This is a genomic window from Cupriavidus sp. USMAHM13 (genome assembly GCF_001854285.1).
Classification (GTDB): Bacteria; Pseudomonadota; Gammaproteobacteria; order Burkholderiales; family Burkholderiaceae; genus Cupriavidus; species Cupriavidus malaysiensis.
On the sequence record NZ_CP017751.1, the window covers coordinates 721,907 to 747,135 of the forward strand.

General features: G+C 70.8%; 24 protein-coding genes. 21 read left to right on the plus strand and 3 right to left on the minus strand.

Annotated elements, in window-relative coordinates; genetic code table 11:
* Window positions 1-39 precede the first annotated feature (39 nt).
* From BKK81_RS03210 to BKK81_RS03310, 21 genes are all read left to right on the plus strand, one after another.
* Window positions 40-516 (plus strand): PaaI family thioesterase, encoded by a 477-nt coding sequence (locus BKK81_RS03210; protein WP_071010729.1) that lies wholly within the window; start codon window positions 40-42, stop codon window positions 514-516.
* A 127-nt stretch (window positions 517-643) separates the two neighbouring features.
* Entirely contained in the window at window positions 644-2,470 is a 1,827-nt protein-coding gene (gene aceK / locus BKK81_RS03215; RefSeq protein ID WP_071010730.1) for a bifunctional isocitrate dehydrogenase kinase/phosphatase, read from the plus strand.
* Entirely contained in the window at window positions 2,467-3,138 is a 672-nt protein-coding gene (gene can, locus BKK81_RS03220) for a carbonate dehydratase (protein WP_071010731.1), read from the plus strand. The genes aceK and can overlap by 4 nt, the downstream gene beginning before the upstream one ends.
* Window positions 3,139-3,205: 67 nt before the next feature.
* Complete coding sequence (locus BKK81_RS03225) at window positions 3,206-4,387, plus strand: acetyl-CoA C-acetyltransferase (RefSeq protein ID WP_071010732.1); 1,182 nt, start codon at window positions 3,206-3,208, stop codon at window positions 4,385-4,387.
* Window positions 4,388-4,494: 107 nt separating this feature from the next.
* Complete coding sequence (locus BKK81_RS03230; protein ID WP_071010733.1) at window positions 4,495-5,175, plus strand: SDR family oxidoreductase; 681 nt, start codon at window positions 4,495-4,497, stop codon at window positions 5,173-5,175.
* 92 nt (window positions 5,176-5,267) lie between these two features.
* Entirely contained in the window at window positions 5,268-6,398 is a 1,131-nt protein-coding gene (locus BKK81_RS03235; RefSeq protein ID WP_071010734.1) for an acyl-CoA dehydrogenase family protein, read from the plus strand.
* Between the two features lie 53 nt (window positions 6,399-6,451).
* Window positions 6,452-7,111 (plus strand): 2-hydroxychromene-2-carboxylate isomerase, encoded by a 660-nt coding sequence (locus tag BKK81_RS03240; RefSeq protein WP_071010735.1) that lies wholly within the window; start codon window positions 6,452-6,454, stop codon window positions 7,109-7,111.
* On the plus strand, window positions 7,108-7,794 hold the full coding sequence (locus BKK81_RS03245; protein WP_071010736.1) for an HAD family hydrolase: 687 nt from the start codon (window positions 7,108-7,110) through the stop codon (window positions 7,792-7,794). Before BKK81_RS03240 ends, BKK81_RS03245 begins: the two co-directional genes overlap by 4 nt.
* An 8-nt stretch (window positions 7,795-7,802) precedes the next feature.
* Window positions 7,803-8,231 (plus strand): YchJ family metal-binding protein, encoded by a 429-nt coding sequence (locus BKK81_RS03250; RefSeq protein ID WP_071010737.1) that lies wholly within the window; start codon window positions 7,803-7,805, stop codon window positions 8,229-8,231.
* A 57-nt stretch (window positions 8,232-8,288) separates the two neighbouring features.
* Complete coding sequence (locus BKK81_RS03255) at window positions 8,289-9,158, plus strand: dienelactone hydrolase family protein (RefSeq protein WP_083383915.1); 870 nt, start codon at window positions 8,289-8,291, stop codon at window positions 9,156-9,158.
* A 216-nt stretch (window positions 9,159-9,374) separates the two neighbouring features.
* The gene (bioA, locus tag BKK81_RS03260; protein ID WP_083383916.1) at window positions 9,375-10,850 is read left to right on the plus strand and encodes an adenosylmethionine--8-amino-7-oxononanoate transaminase; all 1,476 of its coding nucleotides are present in this window, start codon (window positions 9,375-9,377) and stop codon (window positions 10,848-10,850) included.
* Window positions 10,840-12,105, plus strand: coding sequence for an 8-amino-7-oxononanoate synthase (bioF, locus tag BKK81_RS03265; RefSeq protein ID WP_071010738.1), 1,266 nt, complete (start codon window positions 10,840-10,842; stop codon window positions 12,103-12,105). Before bioA ends, bioF begins: the two co-directional genes overlap by 11 nt.
* Window positions 12,102-12,875: a dethiobiotin synthase gene (gene bioD, locus BKK81_RS03270; RefSeq protein WP_071010739.1), complete on the plus strand. Its 774-nt coding sequence runs from the start codon at window positions 12,102-12,104 to the stop codon at window positions 12,873-12,875. The genes bioF and bioD overlap by 4 nt, the downstream gene beginning before the upstream one ends.
* A 70-nt stretch (window positions 12,876-12,945) precedes the next feature.
* A complete protein-coding gene (gene bioB / locus BKK81_RS03275; RefSeq protein ID WP_071010740.1) occupies window positions 12,946-13,980 on the plus strand; it encodes a biotin synthase BioB in 1,035 nt (344 codons plus the stop codon).
* An 84-nt stretch (window positions 13,981-14,064) separates the two neighbouring features.
* Window positions 14,065-16,101: an acetyl/propionyl/methylcrotonyl-CoA carboxylase subunit alpha gene (locus BKK81_RS03280; protein WP_071010741.1), complete on the plus strand. Its 2,037-nt coding sequence runs from the start codon at window positions 14,065-14,067 to the stop codon at window positions 16,099-16,101.
* A gap of 173 nt (window positions 16,102-16,274) precedes the next feature.
* On the plus strand, window positions 16,275-17,216 hold the full coding sequence (locus tag BKK81_RS03285) for a 2-hydroxyacid dehydrogenase (protein ID WP_071010742.1): 942 nt from the start codon (window positions 16,275-16,277) through the stop codon (window positions 17,214-17,216).
* 77 nt (window positions 17,217-17,293) lie between these two features.
* Complete coding sequence (locus BKK81_RS03290; protein ID WP_071010743.1) at window positions 17,294-18,226, plus strand: hydroxymethylglutaryl-CoA lyase; 933 nt, start codon at window positions 17,294-17,296, stop codon at window positions 18,224-18,226.
* A gap of 28 nt (window positions 18,227-18,254) precedes the next feature.
* A complete protein-coding gene (locus BKK81_RS03295) occupies window positions 18,255-18,770 on the plus strand; it encodes a YbaK/EbsC family protein (protein ID WP_071010744.1) in 516 nt (171 codons plus the stop codon).
* 162 nt (window positions 18,771-18,932) lie between these two features.
* Window positions 18,933-19,190 carry a DUF1289 domain-containing protein gene (locus tag BKK81_RS35105; RefSeq protein ID WP_071010745.1) on the plus strand — a complete coding sequence of 86 codons (258 nt, stop codon included), beginning with the start codon at window positions 18,933-18,935 and terminating at the stop codon, window positions 19,188-19,190.
* Window positions 19,191-19,194: 4 nt separating this feature from the next.
* Window positions 19,195-20,139 carry an MBL fold metallo-hydrolase gene (locus BKK81_RS03305; protein ID WP_071010746.1) on the plus strand — a complete coding sequence of 315 codons (945 nt, stop codon included), beginning with the start codon at window positions 19,195-19,197 and terminating at the stop codon, window positions 20,137-20,139.
* Between the two features lie 105 nt (window positions 20,140-20,244).
* Entirely contained in the window at window positions 20,245-20,814 is a 570-nt protein-coding gene (locus BKK81_RS03310) for a GNAT family N-acetyltransferase (RefSeq protein WP_231907968.1), read from the plus strand.
* 185 nt (window positions 20,815-20,999) lie between these two features.
* Here the strand turns inward: BKK81_RS03310 and BKK81_RS03315 are convergent, their stop codons facing one another.
* The 3 genes from BKK81_RS03315 to zigA all read right to left on the minus strand — a co-directional run bounded on the left by BKK81_RS03315 (window position 21,000) and on the right by zigA (window position 25,220).
* Window positions 21,000-23,159 carry a TonB-dependent receptor gene (locus BKK81_RS03315; protein WP_071010747.1) on the minus strand — a complete coding sequence of 720 codons (2,160 nt, stop codon included), beginning with the start codon at window positions 23,157-23,159 and terminating at the stop codon, window positions 21,000-21,002.
* Window positions 23,160-23,491: 332 nt separating this feature from the next.
* A complete protein-coding gene (locus tag BKK81_RS03320) occupies window positions 23,492-23,932 on the minus strand; it encodes a hypothetical protein (protein WP_071010748.1) in 441 nt (146 codons plus the stop codon).
* Entirely contained in the window at window positions 23,922-25,220 is a 1,299-nt protein-coding gene (zigA, locus tag BKK81_RS03325; protein WP_071010749.1) for a zinc metallochaperone GTPase ZigA, read from the minus strand. The genes BKK81_RS03320 and zigA overlap by 11 nt, the downstream gene beginning before the upstream one ends.
* Window positions 25,221-25,229: the final 9 nt, after the last annotated feature.

Genomic DNA, 25,229 nt, shown 5'->3' on the forward strand with positions numbered 1-25,229 from the left:
AGCGGCTTCCACGGATGCCGGACGAACCAGGATTTCCCTATGACCGCCTTGCCCGACGCTTCCATCCCGCCCGAACCCCAGACCCTCGGCGCGCAGCGCGCCGACGCGATCGCCACCAGCTTCGCGCGCCAGGGCCTGATGACCACCTTCGGCGCCACTCTGACACGGGTCGCGCACGGTGAGGTCGAGATCGCGATGCCCTGGTCCGAGCGCGTCACCCAGCAGCACGGTTTCTTCCATGGCGGCGCGGTCGGCGCGCTGGCGGACAGCGCCTGTGGCTATGCGGCGCTGTCGGTGGTGGGCGAGGGCGAGGCCGGGTTGACCGCCGAGTACAAGATCAACCTGCTGTCGCCGGCCCAGGGTGAGCGCCTGGTGGCGGTGGGCCGGGTGGTCAAGCCGGGGCGGACGCTGATCGTGGCCCAGGGCGACGTTTTCACCGAGAGCGGCGGGCGGCGCAAGGCTGTGGCGACCATGTTGATGACCTTGTGCGTGGTGCGCACACTGGATCACGTCTGAGGCAACGCGGCGGACGAGGCGCCGCCGCCGCGCGGGCCGCCGGCCCGGCCCGCACGGCGCGCGCCGGCGCGAAGCCGCGAACGAACCCCATTACAATTCCCGTACCGCCGCCGTTTCCGCGCCCGCCATGTCCCACTTTCCCAAGCTGCTCTCGTCGCAGATCGCCTTCGATGTGGCGCGGACCATGCTCGACGGCTTCGACAAGCATTACCGGCTGTTCCGCGAGGCCGGGCAGCAGGCCAAGGCAAGGTTCGAGGCCGGCGACTGGCAGGGCCTGCAGCAGATCCAGCGTGATCGCATCGACTTCTACAATGAGCGCGTGCGCGAGACCAGCCTGATCCTGGAGGATGAGTACGACGCCGAGCGCATCGAGAACGGTATCTGGCAGCAGATCAAGCTGCACTACATCGGGCTGCTGACCAACCACCACCAGCCCGAACTGGCCGAGACCTTCTTCAACTCGGTGTGCACGCGCCTGCTGCACCGTTCCTATTTCAACAACGACTTCATCTTCGTGCGCCCGGCCATCTCGACCGAGTACATCGAGAACGAGGAGTCGCCGACGCGGCCGACCTACCGCGCCTACTATCCCGGCAGCCGCGAAGGCATGGCCGCCTGCTTCGAGCGCATCGTCCACAATTTCCAGCTCGAGCGGCCGTTCGAAGACCTGCCGCGCGACATCGGCTACGTGGTGCGCGCGATCGGCGAACAGTTCGGCGAGTTCCGCATCGCGCCCAATTTCCAGGTGCATGTGCTGTCCTCGCTGTTCTTCCGCCACAAGACTGCCTTCATCATCGGGCGCGTGCTCAACGGCGACCGCAGCTACCCGCTGGTGATCCCCATCGTGCATGGCCCCTCGGGCGGGCTGGCGCTGGACGCCGTGCTGCTGGACAAGGAGCAGGTGCTGATCCTGTTCTCCTTCTCGCACTCCTACTTCCTGGTCGACATGGAGATCCCGTCGGCCTACGTCACTTTCCTGCGTGACCTGATGCCGCGCAAGCCGCGCGCGGAGATCTACACCTCGCTGGGGCTGCAGAAGCAGGGCAAGAATCTCTTCTATCGCGATTTCCTCCATCACCTGCAGCATTCCTCGGACAAGTTCATTGTCGCGCCGGGCATCAAGGGCCTGGTGATGCTGGTGTTCACGCTGCCGTCGTTTCCCTATGTGTTCAAGGTGATCAAGGACTTCTACCCGGCACCCAAGGAAACCACCCGCGAGCAGGTCAAGTCCAAGTACCAGCTCGTCAAGCAGCACGACCGGGTCGGACGCATGGCCGACACGCTCGAGTATTCCGGCGTGGCGTTCCCGCTGTCGCGCTTCGACGAGGCGCTGGTGCGCGAACTGGAGCGGCATGCGCCGTCGATGGTCGAGTACCAGCGCGCCAAGGACGGCGGCGAGGAAATCGTGGTGCGCCACCTGTACATCGAGCGCCGCATGACCCCGCTGAACCTCTGGCTGCAGGAGGGCAGCGACGCGCAGGTGGAGCACGGCATCATCGAGTACGGCAACGCCGTCAAGGAACTGATCGCCGCCAACATCTTCCCGGGCGACATGTTGTACAAGAACTTCGGCGTCACGCGCCACGGGCGCGTGGTGTTCTACGACTATGACGAGATCGAGTACCTGACCGACTGCAACGTGCGCCATGTGCCGCAGCCCCGCAACGAAGAGGAGGAAATGTCCGGCGAGATCTGGTACACCGTGCGGCCGCACGACATCTTTCCGGAAACGTACCGTACCTTCCTGCTCGGCGACCCGCGCGTGCGCGCCGCCTTCCTGCGGCACCACGAGGACTTCTTCGACCCTGCCATGTGGCAGGCGCAAAAGGACCGGCTGCTGGCCGGCCATCTTCATGATTTCTATGCCTACCAGACATCGGAACGCTTCATCAACCGCTATGGCAGCCCGGCGCCCCGCGCCGGCGGCGAGCCGCAGGCAAGGAGGGCAGCATGAGTGAGGCCATCGCCCAGTTGTTCCGCAACAACCGCGAGTGGGTGGACCGCGTCAATGCCGAAGACCCCGCCTTCTTCACGCGCCTGGCCAACCAGCAGGCGCCGGAGTACCTGTGGATCGGCTGCTCCGACTCGCGCGTGCCCGCCAACCAGATCCTCGGCCTGGCGCCGGGCGAGGTCTTCGTCCACCGCAACATCGCCAATGTGATCGCCCACAGCGACCTGAACGCGCTGGCGGTGATCCAGTTCGCGGTCGATGTGCTCAAGGTGCGCCACATCACCGTGGTCGGCCACTATGGCTGCAGCGGCGTCAAGGTCGCGCTCAAGCGCGAGCGCATCGGCCTGGCCGACAACTGGCTGCGCCATGTGCGCGACGTGGCCGACAAGCACGAGGCCTACCTGGGCACCATCCTGCGTGAGGAGGATGCCCATACGCGGCTGTGCGAGCTCAACGTGATAGAGCAGGTCGGCAATATCTGCCACACCACCGTGCTGCAGGATGCCTGGGCGCGCGGCCAGGAAGTGACGGTGTACGGCTGGATCTACGGCGTATCCGACGGCCTGCTGCGCGACCTCGGCATGGCCGCCAGCAGCAACGAGGAACTGCTGGCGCAGACGCAGGCGGCCTACCGCCAGTTCGGCGAGCCGCCGCAGGCGTCGATCCGCTGAAGGCGCTGCCGGCCGCCCGGTCGCCCCCATCCCCCATCCCCCATTCCCCATCCCAAGGAGACAGAAGATGCAAGACCCTATCGTCATCGTATCGGCCGTGCGCACGCCCATGGCCGCTTTCCAGGGCGAGTTCGCCTCGCTCACGGCCCCGCAGCTCGGCGCCGCCGCCATCCGCGCCGCGGTGGAGCGCGCCGGCCTCAAGCCGGAGCAGGTCGAGGAAGTGGTGTTCGGCTGCGTGCTGCCGGCCGGCCAGGGCCAGGCGCCGGCGCGCCAGGCTGCGCTTGGCGCGGGCCTGCCGCTGTCGGTGGGCTGCACCACGGTCAACAAGATGTGCGGCTCCGGCATGCGTGCGGCCATGAACGTGTTCGACGGCCTGCTGGCCGGCTCCTTCGAGATCGCGGTGGCCGGCGGCATGGAAAGCATGACCAATGCGCCCTACCTGATTCCCAAGGGCCGCGGCGGCTACCGCATCGGCCACGGCATGATCTATGACCACATGATGCTGGACGGCCTCGAGGATGCCTACGACAAGGGCCGCGCCATGGGAACCTTCGGCGAGGACTGCGCGGCCAAGTACGGCTTCACGCGCGAGCAGCAGGACACCTTCGCCATCGAGAGCGTGCGCCGCGCCCAGCAGGCCACCGAGGCTGGCGACTTCCGCTGGGAGATCACGCCGGTGACCGTGTCCGGCAAGGGCGGCGACACGGTGATCGACACCGACGAAGGCCCGCGCCGCATCAAGCTCGACAAGATCCCGTCGCTCAAGCCGGCCTTCGCCAAGGACGGCACCATCACCGCCGCTTCGTCCTCGTCGATCAATGACGGCGCCTCGGCGCTGGTGATGATGCGCGAATCCACCGCGGCCCGCCTCGGCCTGGTGCCGCTGGCACGCATGCTCGGCCACACCACCCATGCGCAGGCGCCCGGCTGGTTCACCACCGCGCCGGTCGAGGCGATCGCCAAGCTGTACCGCAAGCTCGACTGGAACACCGGCAGCGTCGACCTGTTCGAGATCAACGAGGCCTTCGCGGTGGTGCCGATGGCGGCCATGCACGACCTGGAGATCCCGCGCGACAAGGTCAATATCCACGGCGGCGCCTGCGCGCTGGGCCATCCGATCGGTGCCTCGGGGGCGCGTATCATGACCACGCTGATCGGCGCGCTGCGCAAGACCGGCGGCAAGCGCGGCGTGGCCAGCCTGTGCATCGGCGGTGGCGAAGCCACCGCGGTCGGCATCGAGCTGGTCTGAGCCAGGTGCGGCGCCGGCCTCAGCGGGCCGGCGCCGTGCGGATCTTTTCGGCGGGCCGGCGTGCCGCCGGCCCCGTGCAACCCCTTCCCTGATCTAGGAGCCCATCCGTGTCCACAGTCCTCATTCTCGGCGCCTCGCGCGGCATCGGCCTGGAGTTCGTGCGCCAGTACCGCGCCGACGGCCATCGCGTGATCGCCACCGCGCGCAGCGAGGCCGGCATCGAGGCCTTGCAGGCGCTCGGCGCCGAAGCGCACCGCGTCGACCTGACGGATCCGGCCGCGGTGGCCGGCCTGGGCTGGAAGCTCGACGGCGAAGCCGTCGACGTGGCCATCTACAACGCCGGCGTGATCGGCCCGCGCAGCGAGGGCGCACAGCCCGTGCAGCAGCAGGACTTCGACGAGGTCATGCACGTCAACGTGCTCGGGCCGATGATGGCGCTGCCGCTGCTGCTGCCCCTGGTCGAGGCCGGCCGCGGCGGCCAGGGCGGCGTGCTGGCGGTGCTGTCGTCGCGCATGGGCAGCATCGGCGCCATGGACAGCAACCGCAGCTGGCTTTACCGCACCAGCAAGGCCGCGGTCAATGCCGTGCTCAAGTGCGTGTCGCTGGATGCGCGCCAGGCCACCTGTGTCGCGCTGCACCCGGGCTGGGTGCGCACCGACATGGGCGGGAGCGGGGCCGACCTCGCGGTGGAAGACAGCGTGGGCGGCATGCGGCGCGTGCTGGCCGGCGCGAGCCGGGCCGACAACGGCAGCTTCCACGCCTACGACGGCGCCGAGCTGCCCTGGTGAGCCCGGCACGGCGGGGCCGTGACGGTCCCGCCTGCCAGCCGCTCTATTTGACGGACAGCGACCCCAAGCGACCCAAAGCGACCGAGAGCAACATGCTGCTGACCCCCGAACAGGAAATGATCCGCGATGCCGTGCGCCAGTTCGCGCAACAGGAGATCGCGCCACGCGCCGCGCAGTGGGACCGCGACGGCACCTTTCCCAAGGACGTGCACCGCCAGTTGGCCGCGCTCGGCGCCTATGGCGTGGCGGTGCCGGAAGCCTATGGCGGCGCCGGGCTCGACTACCTGTCGCTGGCGCTGATCCTGGAAGAGATCGCCGCCGGCGACGGCGGCACCTCCACCGTCATCAGCGTCAACAACTGCCCGGTGTGCAGCATGCTGATGGCCTTCGCCAGCGAAGCGCAGAAGCAGCAGTGGCTGGTGCCGCTGGCGCGCGGCGAGATGCTGGGCGCCTTCTGCCTGACCGAGCCCCATGTGGGCTCCGATGCCTCCGCGCTGCGCACCACGGCGCGCCGCGACGGCGACCACTACGTGCTCGACGGCGTCAAGCAGTTCATCACCAGCGGCAAGCATGCCGACGTGGCCATCGTGCTGGCGGTGACCGACAAGACCGCCGGCAAGCGCGGCATCAGTGCCTTCCTGGTGCCGACCGGCACGCCCGGCTACGTGGTGGCGCGGCTGGAGGACAAGCTCGGCCAGCATTCGTCGGACACCGCCCAGATCGTCTTCGAGAACTGCCGCATCCCGGCGGCCAACCTGCTGGGCGAGGAGGGCGGCGGCTACAAGATGGCGCTGTCCGGCCTGGAGGGCGGGCGCATCGGCATCGCTTCGCAGAGCGTCGGCATGGCGCGCGCGGCACTGGAGGCGGCGCTGGCCTACGCCAAGGAGCGCGAGAGCTTCGGCCAGCCGCTGTTCCAGCACCAGGCGGTGCAGTTCCGCCTGGCCGAGATGGCCACGCGCATCGAGGTGGCGCGGCAGATGGTCTGGCATGCCGCTTCCCTGCGCGACGCCGGCCGGCCGTGCCTGAAGGAGGCGGCCATGGCCAAGCTGTTCGCCAGCGAGATGGCCGAGCGCGTCTGCTCGGATGCCATCCAGGTGTTCGGCGGCTATGGCTATGTCAGCGATTTCCCGGTCGAGCGCATCTACCGGGACGTGCGCGTCTGCCAGATCTACGAAGGCACCAGCGACATCCAGAAGATCCTGATCGCACGCGCGCTGGCCTGAGGCCGGCGCCGGCATCGCCGTTTTCACAAGCCCCCGCATGCGGAGCCCCTGACATGACAGCTGCCATCGACTTCTACTTCGACTTCTCCTCCCCCTACGGCTACTTCGCCAGCACGCGCATCGACGAGCTGGCACAGAAGTACGGCCGCATCGTTTCCTGGCACCCCATCCTGCTGGGTGTGGTGTTCAAGACCACGGGCAGCGCGCCGCTGCCGCAGCTGCCGCTCAAGGGCGACTACGCCTGGCGCGACTTCGAGCGCACCGCGCGCTTCCACGGCATCGAGTACCACCGTCCGACGCACTTTCCGCTGCCGACCACGCAGGCCGCGCGGGCCGTGCTGTGGCTGCAGAATCACCATGGCGAAGATCTGGCCGCAGCCTTCGCCAAGGCGGTCTATCATGCGTTCTTCGTCGAGGACGTGAACATCGCCGAGCCGGCCGAGCTGGTCAAGCTTGCCGATGCGCTCGGCATCGATGGCCGCGCCATGGATGCCGGCGCCAGCAGCCCGCAGATCAAGGAACAGCTCAAGGCCGAGATCGAGGTGGCGATGGCCAAGGGCGTGTTCGGCTCGCCCTTCGTCATCATCGACGGCGAGCCCTTCTGGGGCTTCGACCGCTTCGACCAGATCGAGGCCCATCTCAAGAGCGGCCGCCCGACCGCGCTGCGCGCGGTGGCGCCGCCCGATACCAGCAAGGAAAAGAAACCGGCATGAATGCAGTAACTCCCCGGCACGCGCGCAAGTTCGATTGCGTGATCTTCGATTGCGACGGCGTGCTCGTCGACAGCGAGCCCATCGTCAACCGCGTGCTGAACCAGATGCTCAATGAACTGGGCATCGGCATCTCGCTGGAGGAATCCACGCGGATGTTCCTGGGCCGCGCTGTGCGCGAGGAACTGGACACCATTGCACGCCTGCGCGGCGCGCCGCTGCCGGACAACTGGCTGTCGACCTGGCTGGCGCGGCGCAACGCCGTGCTGGAGGCCGAGGTCGAGGCCATCGAGCACGTGCGCGACGCGGTCGCGGCCATTGCCGCCACCGGCATGCCGGTGTGCGTGGCGTCGGGTGCCGACCGCGTCAAGGTCAAGCTGCAGCTCGGCCGCACCGGCCTGCTCGAACTGTTCCAGCAGGATGCGCGCGAGCATGTCTTCTCCGCCACCGAGGTCAAGCGCAGCAAGCCCGCGCCCGACGTCTACCTGCTGGCGGCCGAGACCATGGGCGTGGTGCCGGCGCGCTGTGCCGTGGTCGAGGACAGCCCGGCCGGTGCCACCGCCGGTGTCGCGGCGGGCATGACCGTGTTCGGCTACGCGGCGCGCAATGACGCTGTGCAGTTGCGCGATGCCGGCGCCAGCGCGATCTTCGCCGACATGCGCGAGCTGCCCGCGCTGGTGCTGTGAGCGCGGCGATGGCGGGCAAGCACGCGCGCCCGGCCGCGGCGCCGCAGCCCTGTCCCTGCGGCGGTGCGGACTACGCCAGCTGCTGCGGGCGTTTCCATCGCGGGGAGGCCTTGCCCGGCGATGCGCAGACGCTGATGCGCTCGCGCTACAGTGCCTACGTGCTCGGCGAGGTCGAGTGGCTGCGGCAGACCTGGCATCCCTCCACCTGTCCGGCCGATCTCGCCGCCGATCCGGCCACGCGCTGGCTCGGCCTGGCGGTCAAGTCGCACGCCCAGGCGGACGCCGACCACGCCGAAGTGGAGTTCGTCGCCCGCTACAAGGTCGGCGGACGCGCCTGGCGCCTGCATGAACGCAGCCGCTTCGTGCGCGCCGCGCGCGCGCCCGGCGAAGCGCCGCGCTGGCTCTATGTCGACGGCGACATGCTGGGGGAGGGCTGATGGCAGCGCCCGCGGGCCTGCGCCGCGCCTGACCATGTGCCGGAAGCTGGCGATTCCATGACGAGGCGGCGCCGCACCTGTCTTGCACTCTTTGCCTGCGCGGTCCTGGGCTGGGCGGCGGCGGGCGGCGTTGCGCGTGCACAGCCGCCGCGCATCGAGGAGGACGTGGTCAAGGTGCCCAAGCCGGCCGGCCCCTTCATCATCGAACTGGAGGCCACCATCTTCAAGCCGGCGGGCGACGGCCCGTTCCCGCTGGTGGTGATCAACCACGGCAAGACGCACGGCCGGCCGGCCTTCCAGGCGCGCGCGCGCTATGCGGCGCAGAGCGCGGAATTCGTCAAGCGCGGCTACGTCGTGATCCTGCCCATGCGGCAAGGCTTCGCCAAGTCCGGCGGCCCGTATATCGGCGGCGGCTGCAACGTGGCGCGCAACGGCCTGGCGCAGGCCGAAGATGTGATCGCCACGCTCGACTACATGCGTACCCGGCCCTACGTGGACATGAGCCGCATCGTCGTCATCGGGCAGTCGCATGGCGGCCTCACCACGATGGCCTTCGGTACCTTGAGCTACCCGGGCGTGCGCGGCGTCATCAATTTCTCCGGTGGCCTGCGCGACGACGCCTGCCCGGGCTGGCAGGCCGACCTGGTCGAAGCCTTCGCCGGCTATGGCCGCCTGGCGCGCTATCCCTCGCTCTGGTTCTACGGCGACAACGACAGCTTCTGGCCGGCGCCGCTGCCCGCGCGCATGTTCCATGCCTATCGCGCCGAGGCGGAGGGCGCTGGCGCCGATGCGCGCCTGGTCGACTACGGCAATTTCGACGGCGACGCGCACCGGCTGTTCGGCAGCCGCGCCGGCATGGCAGTGTGGCTGCCCGAGGTGGCGCGCTTCTTCCGCGAGCTGGGGCTGCCTTTCGATCCGCTTCCCTGAAAAAAGCTGCCGTGCACGTTGTGCGCAGAAGGCGACGTGTCGCGTCGGCGAAGCATCAACTGCCGATCTTCTTCGCGTAAATCCGAATAAAACGCGTTCAAATCCGCTTTTGGCGAAGGTTTGCCAAGCGCCTGCCGATCTTCCTAACATGGCCCTCCGCAAGCCGTGCGGCGCCGTTCCGGCCGCTGTGCGCGCGCTCAACGAAGGAGGGTCCCCTTGGCACATCCGACAATTCCATCTCCCGCCGCCGCCCCCGGCAGCGACGGCCTGGCGCCGCGCCCGACGCTGGGCCAGCGCAGCCTGCAGGCGGTCTGGCATCCCTGCACGCGCCTGCGCCCGGCGCCCGCGGCCGGCGAGCCGCCGCTGGCCATCGCGCGCGGCGAGGGCCCATGGCTGTTCGATGCGCAGGGGCAGCGCTATTTCGATGCCACGAGTTCCTGGTGGGTCAACCTGTTCGGTCACGCGAATCCCGCCATCAACGCCGCGCTGCGCGAGCAGCTCGACACCATCGAGCACGTCATGCTGGCCGGCTGCACCCATGCGCCGGCGGTGGAGCTGGCGGAGCGCCTGCGCGCATTGACCGGTGGCGCGCTCGGCAACGCGTTCTACGCCTCGGACGGTGCTTCGGCGGTGGAGATCGCGCTCAAGATGAGCTTTCACTTCTGGCGCAATACCGGGCTGCCGGCCAAGCGCGAGTTCGTCTGCCTGCGCCACAGCTACCACGGCGAGACCATTGGCGCGCTCGGCGTGACCGACGTGGCGGTCTTCCGCGATGCCTATGCGCCGCTGCTGACGCAGGCCCATGTGGTGATGTCGCCCGATGCACGCCAGGCCGCGCCGGGCGAGAGCGCCGCCGGCGTGGCCGCGCGCGCGCTGGCCGAACTGGAGGCGCTGCTGCGTGAGCGCGGCGGTCAGATCGCGGCGCTGATTATCGAGCCGCTGGTGCAATGCGCCACCGGCATGGCCATGTACGACCCCTCCTACCTGGACGGCGCGCGCGCGCTGTGCGACCGCTACCGCGTGCACCTGATCGCCGACGAGATCGCGGTGGGCTGCGGGCGCACCGGCACCTTCTTCGCCTGGGAGCAGGCGCGCGGCGATGCCGGGCCCGGCGCCGCGCCGCTGGCCGCGCACCTGTGGCCGGATTTCCTGTGCCTGTCCAAGGGCATCAGCGGCGGCTACCTGCCGCTCTCGCTGGTGCTGTCGCGTGACGCCATCCAGCAGGCCTTCGTCGCCGACGACGTGGCGCGCAGCTTCCTGCATTCGCATTCCTATACCGGCAACCCGCTCGCCTGCCGCGCCGCGCTGGCCACGCTCGACCTGTTCGCGCAGCAGGACGTGCTGGTCCGCAACCGCGAGCGCGCGCGCTGGCTGGCCGAAGCGATGGCAGGCCTGGCCGCCGACGCGCGCCTTACGCACGTGCGCCAGCGCGGCCTGATCTGGGCCGCCGACGTGCGCGCCGAACTGGCCGGCGCCGATTTCGCCGCGCGTTTCCACCAGGCCGGCCTGGCGCGCGAGCTGCTGATCCGGCCCCTGGGCCGCACGCTCTACGTGCTGCCACCCTATGTCTTCGATGCCGCGCAGGCCCGTTGGCTGGCCGGGCGGCTGCAATCCACGCTGGACGCCGTGCTGGCGCCCGCTGCCGCCGGCACCGCCCGGCGCGAGCAGAAGGAGAGTCTCGATGCTGCTTGAACACCTGAAACAGGCCGCCCAGGCGCGTGCGGCCAGTGCCCTGACGCGCCGTCGCCGCACCGCGCACAGCGCCTGCGCCCCCTGGCAGGACATCGCCGCTGCCGCCGATGCTGCCGATGCCTCGAACGCATCGGTGGCCGGCCCGGCCCGGCGCCTGCTTACCTTCTGCAGCAACGATTACCTCGGGCTGGCCAACCATGCCGCGGTGGCCGAGGGCTTCATCGACGGCGTGCGCCGCTATGGCGCGGGCAGCGGTGCCTCGCACCTGGTCAGCGGCCACTCGCTGGCGCATGCGCAACTCGAGGCGGAGCTGGCGCGCTGGCTGGCGCCGCACATTCCCGCCGCGCGCGCGCTCTACTTCTGCACCGGCTACATGGCCAATCTCGCCGTGCTGACGGCGCTCGGGAGCGCCGAGGCGACCTTGTTCAGCGAGGCCCTCAACCATGCCTCGCTGATCGACGGCACCCGGCTGGCGCGCGCCGCTGTGCAGCGCTACCCGCATGGCGACCTGGCGGCGCTCGACGCACTGCTGGGCGCGTGTACCAGTCCGCTCAAGCTGATCGTCACCGACAGCGTGTTCAGCATGGACGGCGACATCGCCCCGCTGCCCGGCCTGCTGGCGCTGGCCGAACGGCATGATGCCTGGCTCATCGTCGACGACGCGCACGGCTTCGGCGCGCTGGGCGCGCAGGGCCGCGGCGTGCTCGCCCACCTGGGCCTGGCCTCGGAGCGATTCGTCTACATCGGCACCCTGGGCAAGGCGGCCGGCGTGGCCGGCGCCTTCGTGGCGGCGCACCCGCTGGTGATCGAGCACCTGGTCAATGCCGCGCGTCCCTATATCTATACCACCGCCGCGCCGCCCGCCGTGGCGCACGCGCTGCTGGCCAGCCTGGACCTGATCGCCGGCGCCGAGGGCGATGCCCGGCGCGCCGCGCTGGCCGAGCGCATCGCCGAGCTGCGTGCCGGCCTGGCGCCGCTGGCAGCCGCCGCCGGCTGGCAGCTGCCGCCCAGCGACACGGCGATCCAGCCGCTGATCATCGGCGACAACGACGAGGCGCTGGCGCTGTCCGCCGCGCTGGAGGCCGACGGTATCCGCGTCGGCGCGATCCGGCCGCCTACCGTGGCAGCCGGCACCGCGCGCCTGCGCATCACCTTGTCGGCCGCGCACAGCGCGCAGGACGTGGCTACCCTGCTGGCGGCGCTCGGCCGCCATGCGCGCGCCGCCGGCGCGGTACCGGCACGGGAGGCCGCATGAACGCCAGCCTGCCCGCCGCGCTCCGTCCGGCCTCGCTGGCCTGCTTCGTGACCGGCACCGACACCGGCGTCGGCAAGACCCACGCGAGCGCCACCCTGCTGCACGCGCTGCGCGCCGCCGGCTACCGCGCCGCCGGCATGAAGCCGGTCGCCAGCGGCAGCGAATGGCGCGACGGCGCCTGGCACAACGACGACGTGGCCCGGTTGCGCGCCGCCGGCTCGGTCGAGGTCGAGCTGCACGAGACCTGCCCCTTCCTGCTGCGCACGCCGTGCTCGCCCCACCTGGCCGCGGCCGCGGAAGGCGCGCGCATCGCGCCCGGTCCCATCCGGACCGCCTTCGCCGCCTTGCGCCGCCAGGCCGAAGCGGTGGTGGTGGAAGGGGTCGGCGGCTTCCAGGTGCCGCTGCACCTGCCGGACGGCGGCGACCCGGATGGCGCCAGCGCGGGCTGGGACACCGCCGACCTCGCCGCCATGCTGGGCCTGCCCGTGGTGCTGGTGGTCGGCGTGCGCCTGGGCTGCCTGAACCACGCCATGCTGAGCGCCGCCGCCGTGCGCGCGCGCGGCCTGACCCTGGCCGGCTGGATCGCCAACCGGGTCGACCCGGACATGCTGCTGGCCGAGCAGAACATCGACACGCTGCACCGCACGCTGGGCGCGCCTTGCCTGGGCGAACTGCCCTGGCAGGTGGCACCCGCCGACGCCGCGGCCCGGCTCGACCTGGCGCCGCTGCTGGCGGCCTGGGTGCAGGCCGGCGCGGCGCCACGGCCCTGAGCAAGACATTGCCCCAGGCGCGCGCGCCTGGATCGAAAACCGAACGAGAAAGAGAAAGAAGAGGACCCCGATGAACCCGATCGAGAACACCACCGTCGCCACCATTTCCGCCGACGCGCTGCGCCAGAGCGCGCGCCAGCGCCAGGCCCAGCTGCCGGCCGATGCGCGCTGGAGCGTGGCCGATATCGCCGCGCTGTTCGCGCTGCCCTTCAACGACCTGCTGTTCCGTGCCCAGCAGGTCCACCGCGAGCACTTCGACGCCAATACCGTGCAGCTCTCCACGCTGCTGTCGATCAAGACCGGCGGCTGCGAAGAGGACTGCGGCTACTGCTCGCAGAGCGCTCACCACGACACCGGCCTCAAGGCCAGCAAGCTGATGGCGCTGGACGAGGTGCTGCAGGCCGCGCGCGAGGCCAAGGCCAGCGGCGCCACCCGCTTCTGCATGGGCGCGGCCTGGCGCAGCCCCAAGGAACGCCACCTGGAGCCGGTGATGGACATGGTGCGCGAGGTCAAGGCAATGGGCCTGGAGACCTGCGTCACGCTGGGCATGCTCGAGCCCGGACAGGCCCAGCAGCTCAAGGAGGCGGGGCTGGACTACTACAACCACAACCTGGACACCTCGCCCGAGTACTACGGCAAGATCGTCAGCACCCGCACCTACCAGGACCGGCTCGATACCATCGGCCACGTGCGCGACGCCGGCATCCATGTCTGCAGCGGCGGCATCGTCGGCATGGGCGAGACGCGCGAGGCGCGCGCCGGCCTGATCGCCCAGCTGGCCAACCTGGATCCCTATCCCGAGTCGGTGCCCATCAACAACCTGATGCCGGTGGACGGCACGCCGCTGGCCGGCGCGGACCGGATCGATCCTTTCGAGTTCGTGCGCACCATCGCCGTGGCGCGCATCACCATGCCCAAATCGATGGTGCGTCTTTCGGCCGGACGCGAGACAATGGACGAAGCCTTGCAGGCCCTGTGCTTCATGGCCGGCGCCAACTCCATCTTCTACGGCGACCGGCTGCTGACCACGGGCAACCCGCAGGCCGAGCGCGACCGCGCGCTGCTGGCTCGGCTGGACATCCGCACCGAAGGCTGGGCCGGATGATGCGCTGAGGCGGGCGGCGGGCGGCCTGGCCGGCGTCCGCCGCAGCTTGGCGGTGGCGCCGGGAGACCGGAGGATGGAGGAAACATGTTCCGCAAGATCCTGATCGCCAACCGAGGAGAAATCGCCTGCCGCGTGGCGGCCACCTGCCGCCGGCTGGGCATCCGCACCGTGGCGGTGTACTCGGACGCCGACGCCGACGCGCGCCACGTGGCCTTCTGCGACGAGGCCGTGCACATCGGCGGCGCCGCCGCGCGCGACAGCTACCTGCGCGCCGACCACATCATCGAGGTGGCGCGCGCCACCGGCGCCCAGGCCATCCACCCCGGCTACGGCTTCCTCTCCGAGAACGAGGGCTTCGCCGAGGCCTGCGCGGCCGCCGGCCTGGTCTTCATCGGCCCGCCGGCCTCGGCCATCCGCGCCATGGGCAGCAAGAGCGCGGCCAAGCAGCTGATGGAGACCGCCGCCGTGCCGCTGGTGCCCGGCTACCACGGCGAGGACCAGGACCCGGCGCTGCTGCGCCGCGAGGCCGACCGCATCGGCTACCCGGTGCTGCTCAAGGCCAGCGCCGGCGGCGGCGGCAAGGGCATGCGCGTGGTCGAGGCGCCCGAGGCCTTCGAGGCCGCGCTGGCCTCGGTCAAGCGCGAGGCGCTGGCCAGCTTCGGCGACGAGCGCGTGCTGGTCGAGAAGTACCTGACGCGCCCGCGCCACATCGAGATCCAGGTCTTCGCCGACAGCCAGGGCCACTGTGTCTACCTGTTCGAGCGCGACTGCTCGGTGCAGCGGCGCCACCAGAAGGTGCTGGAAGAGGCGCCGGCGCCGGGCATGAGCGAGGAACGCCGGCGCGCCATGGGCGAGGCGGCGGTGGCCGCGGCGCGCGCGGTGGGCTACGTGGGCGCCGGCACGGTGGAGTTCATCGCCAACCAGGACGGTAGCTTCTACTTCATGGAGATGAACACGCGGCTGCAGGTCGAGCACCCGGTGACCGAGATGATCACCGGGCAGGACCTGGTCGAGTGGCAGCTGCGCGTGGCCGCGGGCGAGCCGCTGCCGCTGGCGCAGGAGCACCTGCGCATCGACGGCCACGCGCTGGAGGCGCGCATCTACGCCGAGAACCCGGACAAGCAGTTCCTGCCCTCGACCGGCACGCTGCGCTACCTGCGCACGCCGGCGGCGGTGCAGTTCATGCGCGGCGGCGCGGTCGACGGCAACCCGCACGGCCCGGCCGGCGTGCGCATCGACGCGGGTGTGCGCGAGGGCGACACCATCAGCCCCTACTACGACCCGATGATCGCCAAGCTGATCGTGTGGGGGCGCGACCGCGACGAGGCGCTGGCGCGCATGCGCCAGGCGCTGGCGGCCTACCAGGTGGTGGGGCTGTCGACCAACGTGGCCTTCCTGCAGCGGCTGGTGGCGTGCGAGGCCTTCGCGCAGGCGGACCTGGACACCGGGCTGATCGAACGCAACCGGGCAGTGCTGTTCCCGCCGGCGGCGCCGGTGGGCATGGAGGCCATCGCGCTGGCGGTGGCGGCGCTGCAGGCGCGCGAGGCGGCCGAGCGCCGCGTCGACGAGGCCGATCCCCACTCGCCCTGGGTGCGTGCCGGGGCCTGGCGCCTCAATGGCCGGGCCCGGCGCGAACTGCGCCTGGCCAAGGCCGACGGGACCATCCTGGAGGTCGCGCTGGTCGAGCAGGGCGGCCGTGCCACGCTGTTCTTCGCCGACCAGGCCGCGCCGTTCGCGGCGGCCTGTGCTGCCGCGGACGTCCGCGTGGACCTGGGCACGCGCCGGGTGCACGGCCAGGTGCACGCCGACGGGGAGCGCTTCCACCTCTTCCATGATGGCCGCCACGACGTCCTGACCCTGCTGGACCCGCTCGCCCATGCCGGCGAGGGCGAGGGGGAGGGCGGCAAGCTGACCGCGCCGATGCCGGGCAAGGTCATCGCCGTGCTGGTCGAGGCCGGCGCCAGCGTCGTGCGCGGCACGCCGCTGCTGGTGATGGAGGCGATGAAGATGGAGCACACCATCAGCGCGCCGGTCGACGGTACCGTCGGCGAACTGCTGTACGCGGTCGGCGACCAGGTCAGCGAAGGGGCGCAGCTGCTGACCTTCGCCGGACGTGCCTGATACATGCCCGCGGCGCGCGCCGGCGCGCCAGGGCTGCGTCTGCGGCGCGGGTCTGCCACAATAGCAGGCGGTACGGCGCGCGGCCCGCGGCAGCGCGCGCCGTGCCGGATAGCCCACACAGACAAGACAGGGCGGCGCGCCTGGCTGCCCGGACACGCGTTGGAGAGCCCCAGATGAAGTTGCAGTTGTATGTGCCGGACGGCCGGTATGCACCGTGGATCGAAGGCTTCGCCCAGGCCCTGCCCGAGGCGCAGTGCCTGACCTGGGAAGGCAGCCGGGGCGAGCAGGCGGACTATGCCGTGGTGTGGCGCCCGCCGCTGGAGATGCTGCGCGGGCGCACCGACCTGAAGGCCGTGTTCAACCTGGGCGCCGGCGTCGACGGCATCCTGCGCCTGCGCGACCAGGATCTCGCCGCGCTGCCCGCGGGCGTGCCCATCGTGCGCCTGGACGACGCCGGCATGGCCGCGCAGATGGCCGAGTACGTGACGCATGCGGTGCTGCGCCACTTCCGCCGCCTCGACGACTACGCCGGCCAGCAGCGCGCCGGCGCCTGGAAGTTCCTCAAGCCGTACCGGCGCGAGGAATTCCCCGTCGGCGTGATGGGCATCGGCACGCTCGGCACGCATATCGCGCGCACGCTGGCCGGCTTCGGCTTCCCGGTGCGCGGCTGGAGCCGCAGCGCCAAGACCGTGGAAGGCGTACAGGGCTTCCATGGCGAGGACGGCCGCGCCGCCTTCCTCGACGGCCTGCGCGTGCTGGTCAACGTGCTGCCGCTGACGCCGGAGACCGAGAACGTCGTCGACGCCGCGCTGCTGGCGCGGTTGGCCAAGGGCGCTTACTTCATCAACGTGGCGCGCGGGCAGCATGTGGTCGAGGAAGACCTGCTCGCCGCCGTCCAGCAGGGGCAGCTCGCCGGCGCCACGCTCGACGTGTTCCGCGTCGAGCCGCTGCCGGCCGAGCATCCTTTCTGGGGCGAGCCCCGCATCACCATCACGCCGCACATCTCGGCGCTCACGCTGCGCGAGGACAGCATCGCGCAGATCGCCGGCAAGATCCGCGCGCTGGCCGAGGGCCGGACGGTCGCCGGCGTGGTGGACCTGCAGCGCGGCTACTGACGCGACGGAATCGAGGAGGGCGGCCACGCGCCCGCACGGCGCATGGAAGCGCATCAGAGGAACAGAGGAGACACAGCATGAACACGCCTGGTTATGTGAAGGTTGTCGAAGTGGGGCCGCGTGACGGCCTGCAGAACGAGAAGGAGATCGTGCCCACCGAGGTCAAGGTGGCGCTGGTGGACCGACTGACCGAGGCCGGCTTCGTCAATATCGAGGCCGCCTCCTTCGTCTCGCCGAAATGGGTGCCGCAGATGGCCGACAGCGCCGACGTGATGGCGCGCATCCAGCGCCGTCCGGGCACGCTGTATTCGGCGCTGACGCCCAATATGAAAGGCTTCGAGGCGGCGGTGGAGGCCGGTGCGGACGAGGTGGTGATCTTCGGCGCGGCCAGCGAGGCCTTCTCGCAGAAGAATATCAACTGCTCGATCGCCGAATCGATCGCGCGCTTCGCGCCGGTCGCGGCCGCGGCCAAGGAACGCGGCCTGCGCCTGCGCGCCAGCGTCTCGTGCGCGCTGGGCTGTCCCTACCAGGGCGAGGTGCCGGTGTCGGCCGTGGTGGACGTGGTGCGCCGCATGCGCGAACTGGGCTGCGACGAGATCGATATCGCCGACACCATCGGTGTGGGCACGCCGGCGCGGGTGCAGGAAGTGATGCGCGCGGCGGCAGCCGAATTCCCCATCGACCGGCTGTCGGGGCACTTCCACGATACGTACGGACAGGCGCTGTCCAATATCCTGGCCAGCCTCGATGTCGGCATCGCCATCTTCCACGCCTCGGTGGCCGGCCTGGGCGGCTGTCCCTATGCCAAGGGCGCCACCGGCAACGTGGCCACCGAAGACGTGCTGTACATGCTGCAGGGCATGGGTATCCACACCGGCATCGACCTGGAGCAGGTGGTACGCGCGGGCGACTTCATCTCGCGCGCCATCGGCCGACCCAACAACTCGCGCGTCGGCCGCGCCCTGCTGACCAAGTGGGGAAGCGCCGAGGCGCCGGCCACCTGTGTCTGAGCGCATGGGGCCACCGGAGCGCCCGGGCATGAGCGAAGGCAATGCAGCGGCGGCGCCGGAGGCGCTGCCGGAATCCGCGCAGCGTGTGGCCGGCCTGCTGGCCGGGCTCGGCCACGACCGGCCCGTGGTGATGCTGCCGGCCACCGGCAAGACCTCGGCGGAAGCCGCCGCCGGCCTGGGTTGCAGCGTGGCGGAAATCGCCAAGTCCATCCTCTTCCGCCGCCTAGCCGACGATGCGCCGGTGCTGGTCATCGCCAGCGGCAGCAACCGTGTCGACGAGGACAAGGTGGCGGCGCGCGTGGGCGCGCTCGGCAAGGCCGACGCGCGTTTCGTGCGCGAGAAGACGGGCTATGCCATCGGCGGCGTCTGCCCGATCGGCCACCGGGTCGAGCCGCTGATGCTGATCGACCGCGACCTGTTCCGCTACCAGAGCCTGTGGGCGGCGGCAGGGCATCCGCATGCGGTGTTCAATCTGACACCCTCGCAGCTGCAGGCGATGACGGGGGCCGAGGTGGCCGACGTGGCGCAGGACGCGCAGCGCTAGGATCGGCCTCCGCCAGGCCGCTGGTTTGCTCCCCTCTCCCACTTGTGGGAGAGGGGAGACCACATTCGCAACTGCAACTGCAACTGCAACTGCGATCGCGCCTGTGACAGCCGCCGCCATCATCGCGGCCGGCCGCGCAGCCGCCTACCCTCAGGAGAATCCGTGCCCTGGACCACCGTGCAACTCGCCGACCTGCAGCGCCAGGCCGAGGCCGCGCAGCGCGCGGTGCCCGTGCCTTCGCCCTGCCGCAATGTCTGCCGCATGGATGCAGCCGGCGGCTGGTGCGAGGGCTGCCTGCGCACCATCGACGAGATCGCGGCGTGGTCGAACGCCGCCGAAGCCGACAAGCGGCGCATCTGGGCCAGCCTGCCCGGGCGCGCGCAGCAGCTTGCCGGCAGCGGCACGATGCCACCACAATAGCCCCATGCCCACACCCACCTCTGCTCCTGCCGCACCGTTCGCCCTGCCTGCCACGCTGCGCGTGTTCGAGCGTGGCTGGCTGTCGGCCAACAATATCCTGTTCGTCGACGGCGACGAGACCGCCCTGGTCGATTCCGGCTATGTCACGCACAGCGCGCAGACACTGGCGCTGGTCGAGGCCGGGCTGGGCGGCCGGCCGCTGCGGCGCCTGATCAATACCCATCTGCATTCCGACCACTGCGGCGGCAATGCCGCGCTGCAGGCGCGCTGGCAGCCGCGCACCGCGATTCCTGCCGCCGAGGCGGAGGCGGTGCGGCGTTGGGATGCCGAGGCGCTCAGCTTCGTCGAGACCGGGCAGCAGTGCGATCCCTTCGGCTTCGACGAGCTGCTGCGCGATGGCGATGAACTCATGCTGGGCGGTATCGCCTGGCGCGTGGTAGCCGCGCCGGGGCACGATCCGCATGCGGTCATGCTGTACGCGCCGGACGAGCGCATCCTGATTTCGGGCGACGCCTTGTGGGAAAACGGCTTCGGCGTGATCTTTCCCGAGCTGGACGGCGAGAGCGGCTTCGCCGAGCAGGCCGCGGTGCTGGAGTGCATCGCCGGGCTGGTGCCGAAGCTGGTGATTCCGGGACACGGGCGCCTGTTCAGCGATGTGGAAGGGGCCCTGGCGCGGGCGCGCGGCCGGCTCGGCCACCTGCGCGCCGATCCGCGCCGCAATGCCTCGCATGCGGTCAAGGTGCTGGTCAAGTTCAAGCTGCTGGAACAGGGCAGCATGCGCCTGGACGCGCTGCAGGCCTGGATGGAGGCGGCGCCGCTGATGCAGCGCATCCACGCGCGCTTCCTGTCGGAGCAGCCGCTCGGTGCTATGCTCGACGAAGTGGTGCGGTCGCTGGCGGGCATCGGCGCGCTGGCGCTGCAGGATGGGCTGGTGGTGGATCGCGGCTGAGCGATCGCAGCGGGAGGAGGGCGTATGCCGAGGATGCCATGGTGGCCGGACCTGCACCAGGCGCGGCCTGAGGTAGATCTGCCTGAAAGGGAGGCACGGAATCGCATGATGCAGACGCTGCATGGACAGGGGTTCATGTTGCGGCCGTTCCGGCACGCCGACGTGCCGCAATTCGTGGCTGCCGTGCGCGAGTCGCGCGCCAGCGTGGGCGTCTGGATGCCGTGGGCGCACGAGGGCTACGATGCGCTCGACGCGCAGGCCTGGTTCGATATCTGCGCCGACAACCTGGCCGCCGGGTCCAGCTACGACGTCGGCGTGTATTCGCCCGATGGCCGCGAGCTCTATGGCGGTGTCGCCGTCAGCGATGTCCACAGCGCCTACAACATGGGCAATCTCGGCTACTGGATCCGCGCCAGCCGCCAGCGCCAGGGCCTGGCCTCGCGCGCGGCGGCGATGATGGCCTGCTTCGCCTTCCACCGCCTGCGCCTGACGCGGCTGGAGATCGTGGCGGCCGAGCACAACGCGGCCAGCCGCGGCGTGGCGGAGAAGATCGGCGCGCAGTTCGAATGCATCGCGCGCAACCGCCTGGTCATGCACGGGCTGCCATGCGCGGCTGCGGTCTATTCGCTGGTGCCGGAATCGTTCGGCCCGGCCAGCCTGGGAGGGAGAGGGTGAAGGGCAGTTGCCTGCGCGGGGCCGTGCGCTTCGAGATCGACCGGCTCGACGGGCCGATCGTGCATTGCCCGTGCCGGACCTGCCAAAAGGCGCATGCGGCGGCCATCCCCTCCTATCCGTATACGGAGTGGCCGCCCGGCCCGCGCTGAACCGCCGCGCGGACCGGCCCGCCGCCACGCGGGTGCTCAGAAGGTCGTGCGCAGGCCCACCTTGACGCTGCGTCCCGCCAGCGGCGCGATGTCGCGCAGCAGGGAGGTCGCATTGCGCGCGTCCTGGTTGGTCAGGTTATCGCCGCGCAGGTAGACCAGGGTCTGGGTGCCGGCCAGCTTGAACTTGTAGCTCAGCGCGAGGCCCAGCAGCGTATAAGCCTCGGTCGGCGTGTCGTTGGCCGGCACGCGGGTCTGGCGCGCGGCATAGGTGACGTCCACGCGCGCGTTCCAGGGGCCCGCGCCGTAGATCAGCGCGCCGCCCAGGCGCAGCGGCGCCAGGCGCGGCAGCGGCTCGCCGGTGTCGCGGTTCTTGCCGCGTACCAGGTCGACGCGGCCTTCCAGGTCGAGGCTGTCGCCGGCGAAGGCGAGTCGCTCGGCCAGGCGCGTGCGGCCTTCCGCCTCGAGGCCATACAGCGTGGCGGGCACGCCTGCGTAGCGGAACTCCGGCAGGGCGCCTGCGGTGCCCGCGGCGACCACGTCGCCCGCCTCATCGCGTGCATGGCCGGTGGCCTGCAGCGCCAGGTAGTTGGCGAAGCGGTTGTAGTAGCCGGACAGGCTGGCGCTGTGGGGCCCGTTCTTGAAGCGCACGCCGAGGTCCAGCGAGGTGGCGCGTTCCTTGGCCGCGTTCGGGTCGCCGACTTCCCAGGTGCCGGTGGCCACGTGCGGGCCGTTGGCGAACAGCTCGTAGAAGGTCGGCGCGCGCTCGGTATAGGCCAGGTTGCTGCTCAGCGACCAGGCCGGCGTCAGCTTGTAGAGCAGGCCGGCCGACGCGCTGGCGGCGTTGAAGCTGCGGCTGGCGTCGCTGAAGCGCTCGTTGCCGTTGGCACTGGATCTGACGCGGCTGTGGTCGAGCCGGCCGCCCAGGTCCAGCTTGAGGTCGCCGCCGGCGGCCAGGGGCAGTTCCTCGAACACGAACAGGGCCGCGTTGTCGGTGTCGGTACTGGGCACGAAGGCTTCCTCGCCCAGCGCCGAGAAGCGGGTCTGGCCGAACTGGGCGCCGACCACGCCGCGCAGCGGGCCGATGTTGCCATGGCGTGCTTCCACGCGCGCATCCCAGCCGCGGTTGCGGAAGATGGTGCCGGTCGCGCCGTGCTCGATTTCCTTGTGCTCGTACTCGGTGTGGCTGAAGCTCGCCTTGACCGCCTCCAGCCAGCCGCCGGTGGCGCCGGACAACTCGCGTGCCTCGCCGGCCAGGGCGAAGCGGTCCTGCTTCATCTTCAGGCGCACGTCGGACTCGGCGGGGGTACCGTATTCGTTGCGGTAGGCGCTGTAGTTGGCGCCGACGAAGCCATCGGCCCAGGTATAGGCGCCGCCCAGCGAGCCGCCGTCCTGCTGGGCGCTGGTATTGGGCAGGCGGCCGTAGGCCTCGCTCTCGCCTTCGGCGAGGGGCTGGCTGGCACGCAGCGCGGCGCTGCGCGCGAAGCCGGGAATGCGCTGGTCGCTGGTCTTGCGGGCAAAGGCATCGGCGTGGATGGCGAAGCGGCCGTTGCCGGCCTCGAGCAGGGCGCTGGCGCCGCGCCCCTGGTCGCCGCCGGCGGTGGCGCTGGTGTCGAGCGCGCCGCCGACGCCTTCCACCGGTGCCTTCGGAATGCGGTTGTCGATCACGTTGACCACGCCGCCGATGGCGTTGCCGCCGTACATCAGCGCGGCCGGGCCGCGCACCACTTCGATCCGCTCGGCCACCAGCGGGTCGACCGGCACCGCGTGGTCATAGGACAGCGAGGAGGCGTCGACGGTGCTGCCGCCGTCCTGCAGGATCTTGATGCGGTCGGCGTCGAGGCCGCGGATCACCGGCCGGCTGGCATTGGGTCCGAAACCGGTCGAGGAGACACCGGGCAGGCCATCCAGGGTCTGGCCCAGCGTGCTGCCCTGGCGCAGCGTCAAGGCATCGCCCTGCAGCGCGCTGGCGGGCGCGACCATCTCGTTGAGTTCGCTGCCGAGCGGGTTGGCGGTGACCACCACGGTCTTCAGGGTGTTGCGCTCGGCGCTTTCCGCGGCGTCCGCGCTTTCGGCGGGAGCGCCTTGCGCATAGGCGCCGCCCGAGGCGAGCAGGGCGGTGAGCGCGGAGATGGCGCGCAGGGCGGAGCGTGAGGGGCGCCGCGAGGCGTTCTTCTTGTGGGCTTGCAGGTTGGGCATGGCTCGCAATCGATAGGGGCCGCGCCGGCGCGGTGCCGGCGCGGAGCGACGCGCGGGGCAAGTGTCCTGAATCACAAATTCGTTGACTCGGTGCGTCCTGAGTCCGTCGATAAGCCGTGCGATGCGCCGTCACGAATGCCCGCAAGGCTCCAGCCTTGCTGCGCGTCGTTCCTGGCCTCGAACGTCTTCTCTGCAGACCGGGCGATCCAACGAATGGAAGAATCAGGACACTAGGCGCCGCCGGGCGCGTGCGGGTATGCGACGGGCCCGGCCGGCGGCGGTCCGCGGGTCGGTGGATGCTGGTGGAGGCGGGGCCGCTCGGGCCCCGGGGATCAGGCGAGTGCGAGCGCTGCCGGTGGGGCGCGCGGATGGAAGGCTGTGAGGGGGGCGAGGTCGGGCCGGGCCGCCTCGGCGCTGGCCGGCGCGTGCGGGTGCCCGTGCGCGAGCACGCCGGGCAGGGCCAGGCTGCAATGCGTGTCGGCCAGGGCCGCCGCATCGAAGAGGACACAAGAGTGGCCGCCGCCCCGCAGGGCGAGCGGGTCGCGCGGGCCTTCATCGAGGGTGCCGTCGGCCAGCGGGTCGGCCAGCGGGTCCGACAGCAGGCCGGCCGCAGCCGGCGCCGCTTCGGCGGCCGCCAGCAGCGGCTGGTTCTGCAGGCCGCCGTGCAGGACGCGGTGCGTCAGGCCGGCATGCTGGGCCAGCAGCAGGCACAGCGAGAGCCAGAGCGCGTGCGCCAGGCTCGGCCGGCGCGGCGCGTGCCGTTCAGTGCGCATGCCCGCAGTCGCAGCGGTCCGGATCGTGACCGCAGTCGTCGTCGCCGTCGTCGCCGTCGAGGCCGTCGAAGGTGTCGTCCCAGGCGGGGAAGGGGTCTTGCCAGGCAGCCCAGGCGGACGGGCCGGCGGCCATCTCGGCATCGTCCAGCAGGCAGGCGTCGAGCAGGGCTTCCAGCGCGGCGCGGTCCATGTCCTGGCCGATGAAGACCAGTTCCTGGCGGCGGTCGCCGAAGCGTGCAGGCTGGCCGTCCTCGTCCAGCATGTCGGCCTCGATGGCGGCGCGGGCCTCGTCCTCGGCCGGCCATTCGGCCGGATCGACGGCCGCCCACCAGGCACCGGCGCCGCCATGGCGGCAGACGCCGCCGGCCTGGCTCCAGCTGCCTGCGGTGTCCATGCGGCCGGCCAGCCAGAAGAAGCCCTTGGAGCGCAGCACGTTGCCATGCTCGCGCAGCCAGTCACCATGGATCAGCGCGGCGAAGCGCTGTGGATGGAAGGGGCGGCGGCGGCGGTAGACGAAGCTGCCGATGCCGTAGGCGGCGGTCTCGGGCACATGCTCGCCGCGCAGTTCGGCCAGCCAGCCGGGGGCCGCGGCGGCGGCCTCGAAATCGAAGCGGCCGGTGTCGAGCAGGCGCGCCAGCGGCACCTGGCCGAAGGAGGCGGCCACGATGTCGGCGCGCGGGTTGAGGGTGTGCAGGATGCCGGCCAGGCGCTCGCGTTCGGCTGCGCTGACCAGGTCGATCTTGTTCAGCACGATCACGTCGCAGAACTCGACCTGCTCGATCAGCAGGTCGACCACGGTACGGTCGTCGTCTTCGTCGCGCGCCTGGCCGCGGTCGCTCAGGTAGTCGGCTTCGTTGAAATCGCGCAGGAAGTGGGCGGCATCCACCACCGTGACCATGGTGTCGAGGCGGGCGACCTGGTCCAGCGTGGTGCCGTGCTCGTCCTCGAAGGTGAAGGTCTCGGCGATCGGCAGCGGCTCGGCCACGCCGGTGGACTCGACCAGCAGGTAGTCGAAGCGGCCTTCGCGCGCGAGCTTGCCGATCTCGGTCAGCAGGTCCTCGCGCAAGGTGCAGCAGATGCAGCCGTTGGACAGCTCGATCAGCCGCTCGCCGGCCTGGGCCACGCGTCCGTCGCCGACCAGGCGCGCATCGATGTTGACGTCGGCGAGGTCGTTGACGATCACAGCGACCCGCTTGCCCTCGCGGTTGGCGAGCACGTGGTTGAGCAGGGTGGTCTTGCCGGCGCCGAGGAATCCGGACAGCACGGTGACGGGCAGGCGATCGGCCATGACAAGCGG

Bases quoted from the DNA above. Each gene is read 5' to 3' on its own strand.
- BKK81_RS03210 (WP_071010729.1), top strand. From the start codon at position 40: ATGACCGCCTTGCCCGACGCTTCCATCCCGCCCGAACCCCAGACCCTC.
- aceK (WP_071010730.1), top strand. From the start codon at position 644: ATGTCCCACTTTCCCAAGCTGCTCTCGTCGCAGATCGCCTTCGATGTG.
- can (WP_071010731.1), top strand. From the start codon at position 2,467: ATGAGTGAGGCCATCGCCCAGTTGTTCCGCAACAACCGCGAGTGGGTG.
- BKK81_RS03225 (WP_071010732.1), top strand. From the start codon at position 3,206: ATGCAAGACCCTATCGTCATCGTATCGGCCGTGCGCACGCCCATGGCC.
- BKK81_RS03235 (WP_071010734.1), top strand. From the start codon at position 5,268: ATGCTGCTGACCCCCGAACAGGAAATGATCCGCGATGCCGTGCGCCAG.
- BKK81_RS03240 (WP_071010735.1), top strand. From the start codon at position 6,452: ATGACAGCTGCCATCGACTTCTACTTCGACTTCTCCTCCCCCTACGGC.
- BKK81_RS03245 (WP_071010736.1), top strand. From the start codon at position 7,108: ATGAATGCAGTAACTCCCCGGCACGCGCGCAAGTTCGATTGCGTGATC.
- BKK81_RS03250 (WP_071010737.1), top strand. From the start codon at position 7,803: ATGGCGGGCAAGCACGCGCGCCCGGCCGCGGCGCCGCAGCCCTGTCCC.
- BKK81_RS03255 (WP_083383915.1), top strand. From the start codon at position 8,289: ATGACGAGGCGGCGCCGCACCTGTCTTGCACTCTTTGCCTGCGCGGTC.
- bioF (WP_071010738.1), top strand. From the start codon at position 10,840: ATGCTGCTTGAACACCTGAAACAGGCCGCCCAGGCGCGTGCGGCCAGT.
- bioD (WP_071010739.1), top strand. From the start codon at position 12,102: ATGAACGCCAGCCTGCCCGCCGCGCTCCGTCCGGCCTCGCTGGCCTGC.
- bioB (WP_071010740.1), top strand. From the start codon at position 12,946: ATGAACCCGATCGAGAACACCACCGTCGCCACCATTTCCGCCGACGCG.
- BKK81_RS03280 (WP_071010741.1), top strand. From the start codon at position 14,065: ATGTTCCGCAAGATCCTGATCGCCAACCGAGGAGAAATCGCCTGCCGC.
- BKK81_RS03285 (WP_071010742.1), top strand. From the start codon at position 16,275: ATGAAGTTGCAGTTGTATGTGCCGGACGGCCGGTATGCACCGTGGATC.
- BKK81_RS03290 (WP_071010743.1), top strand. From the start codon at position 17,294: ATGAACACGCCTGGTTATGTGAAGGTTGTCGAAGTGGGGCCGCGTGAC.
- BKK81_RS03295 (WP_071010744.1), top strand. From the start codon at position 18,255: ATGAGCGAAGGCAATGCAGCGGCGGCGCCGGAGGCGCTGCCGGAATCC.
- BKK81_RS03305 (WP_071010746.1), top strand. From the start codon at position 19,195: ATGCCCACACCCACCTCTGCTCCTGCCGCACCGTTCGCCCTGCCTGCC.
- BKK81_RS03310 (WP_231907968.1), top strand. From the start codon at position 20,245: ATGATGCAGACGCTGCATGGACAGGGGTTCATGTTGCGGCCGTTCCGG.
- BKK81_RS03315 (WP_071010747.1), bottom strand. From the start codon at position 23,159: ATGCCCAACCTGCAAGCCCACAAGAAGAACGCCTCGCGGCGCCCCTCA.
- BKK81_RS03320 (WP_071010748.1), bottom strand. From the start codon at position 23,932: ATGCGCACTGAACGGCACGCGCCGCGCCGGCCGAGCCTGGCGCACGCG.
- zigA (WP_071010749.1), bottom strand. From the start codon at position 25,220: ATGGCCGATCGCCTGCCCGTCACCGTGCTGTCCGGATTCCTCGGCGCC.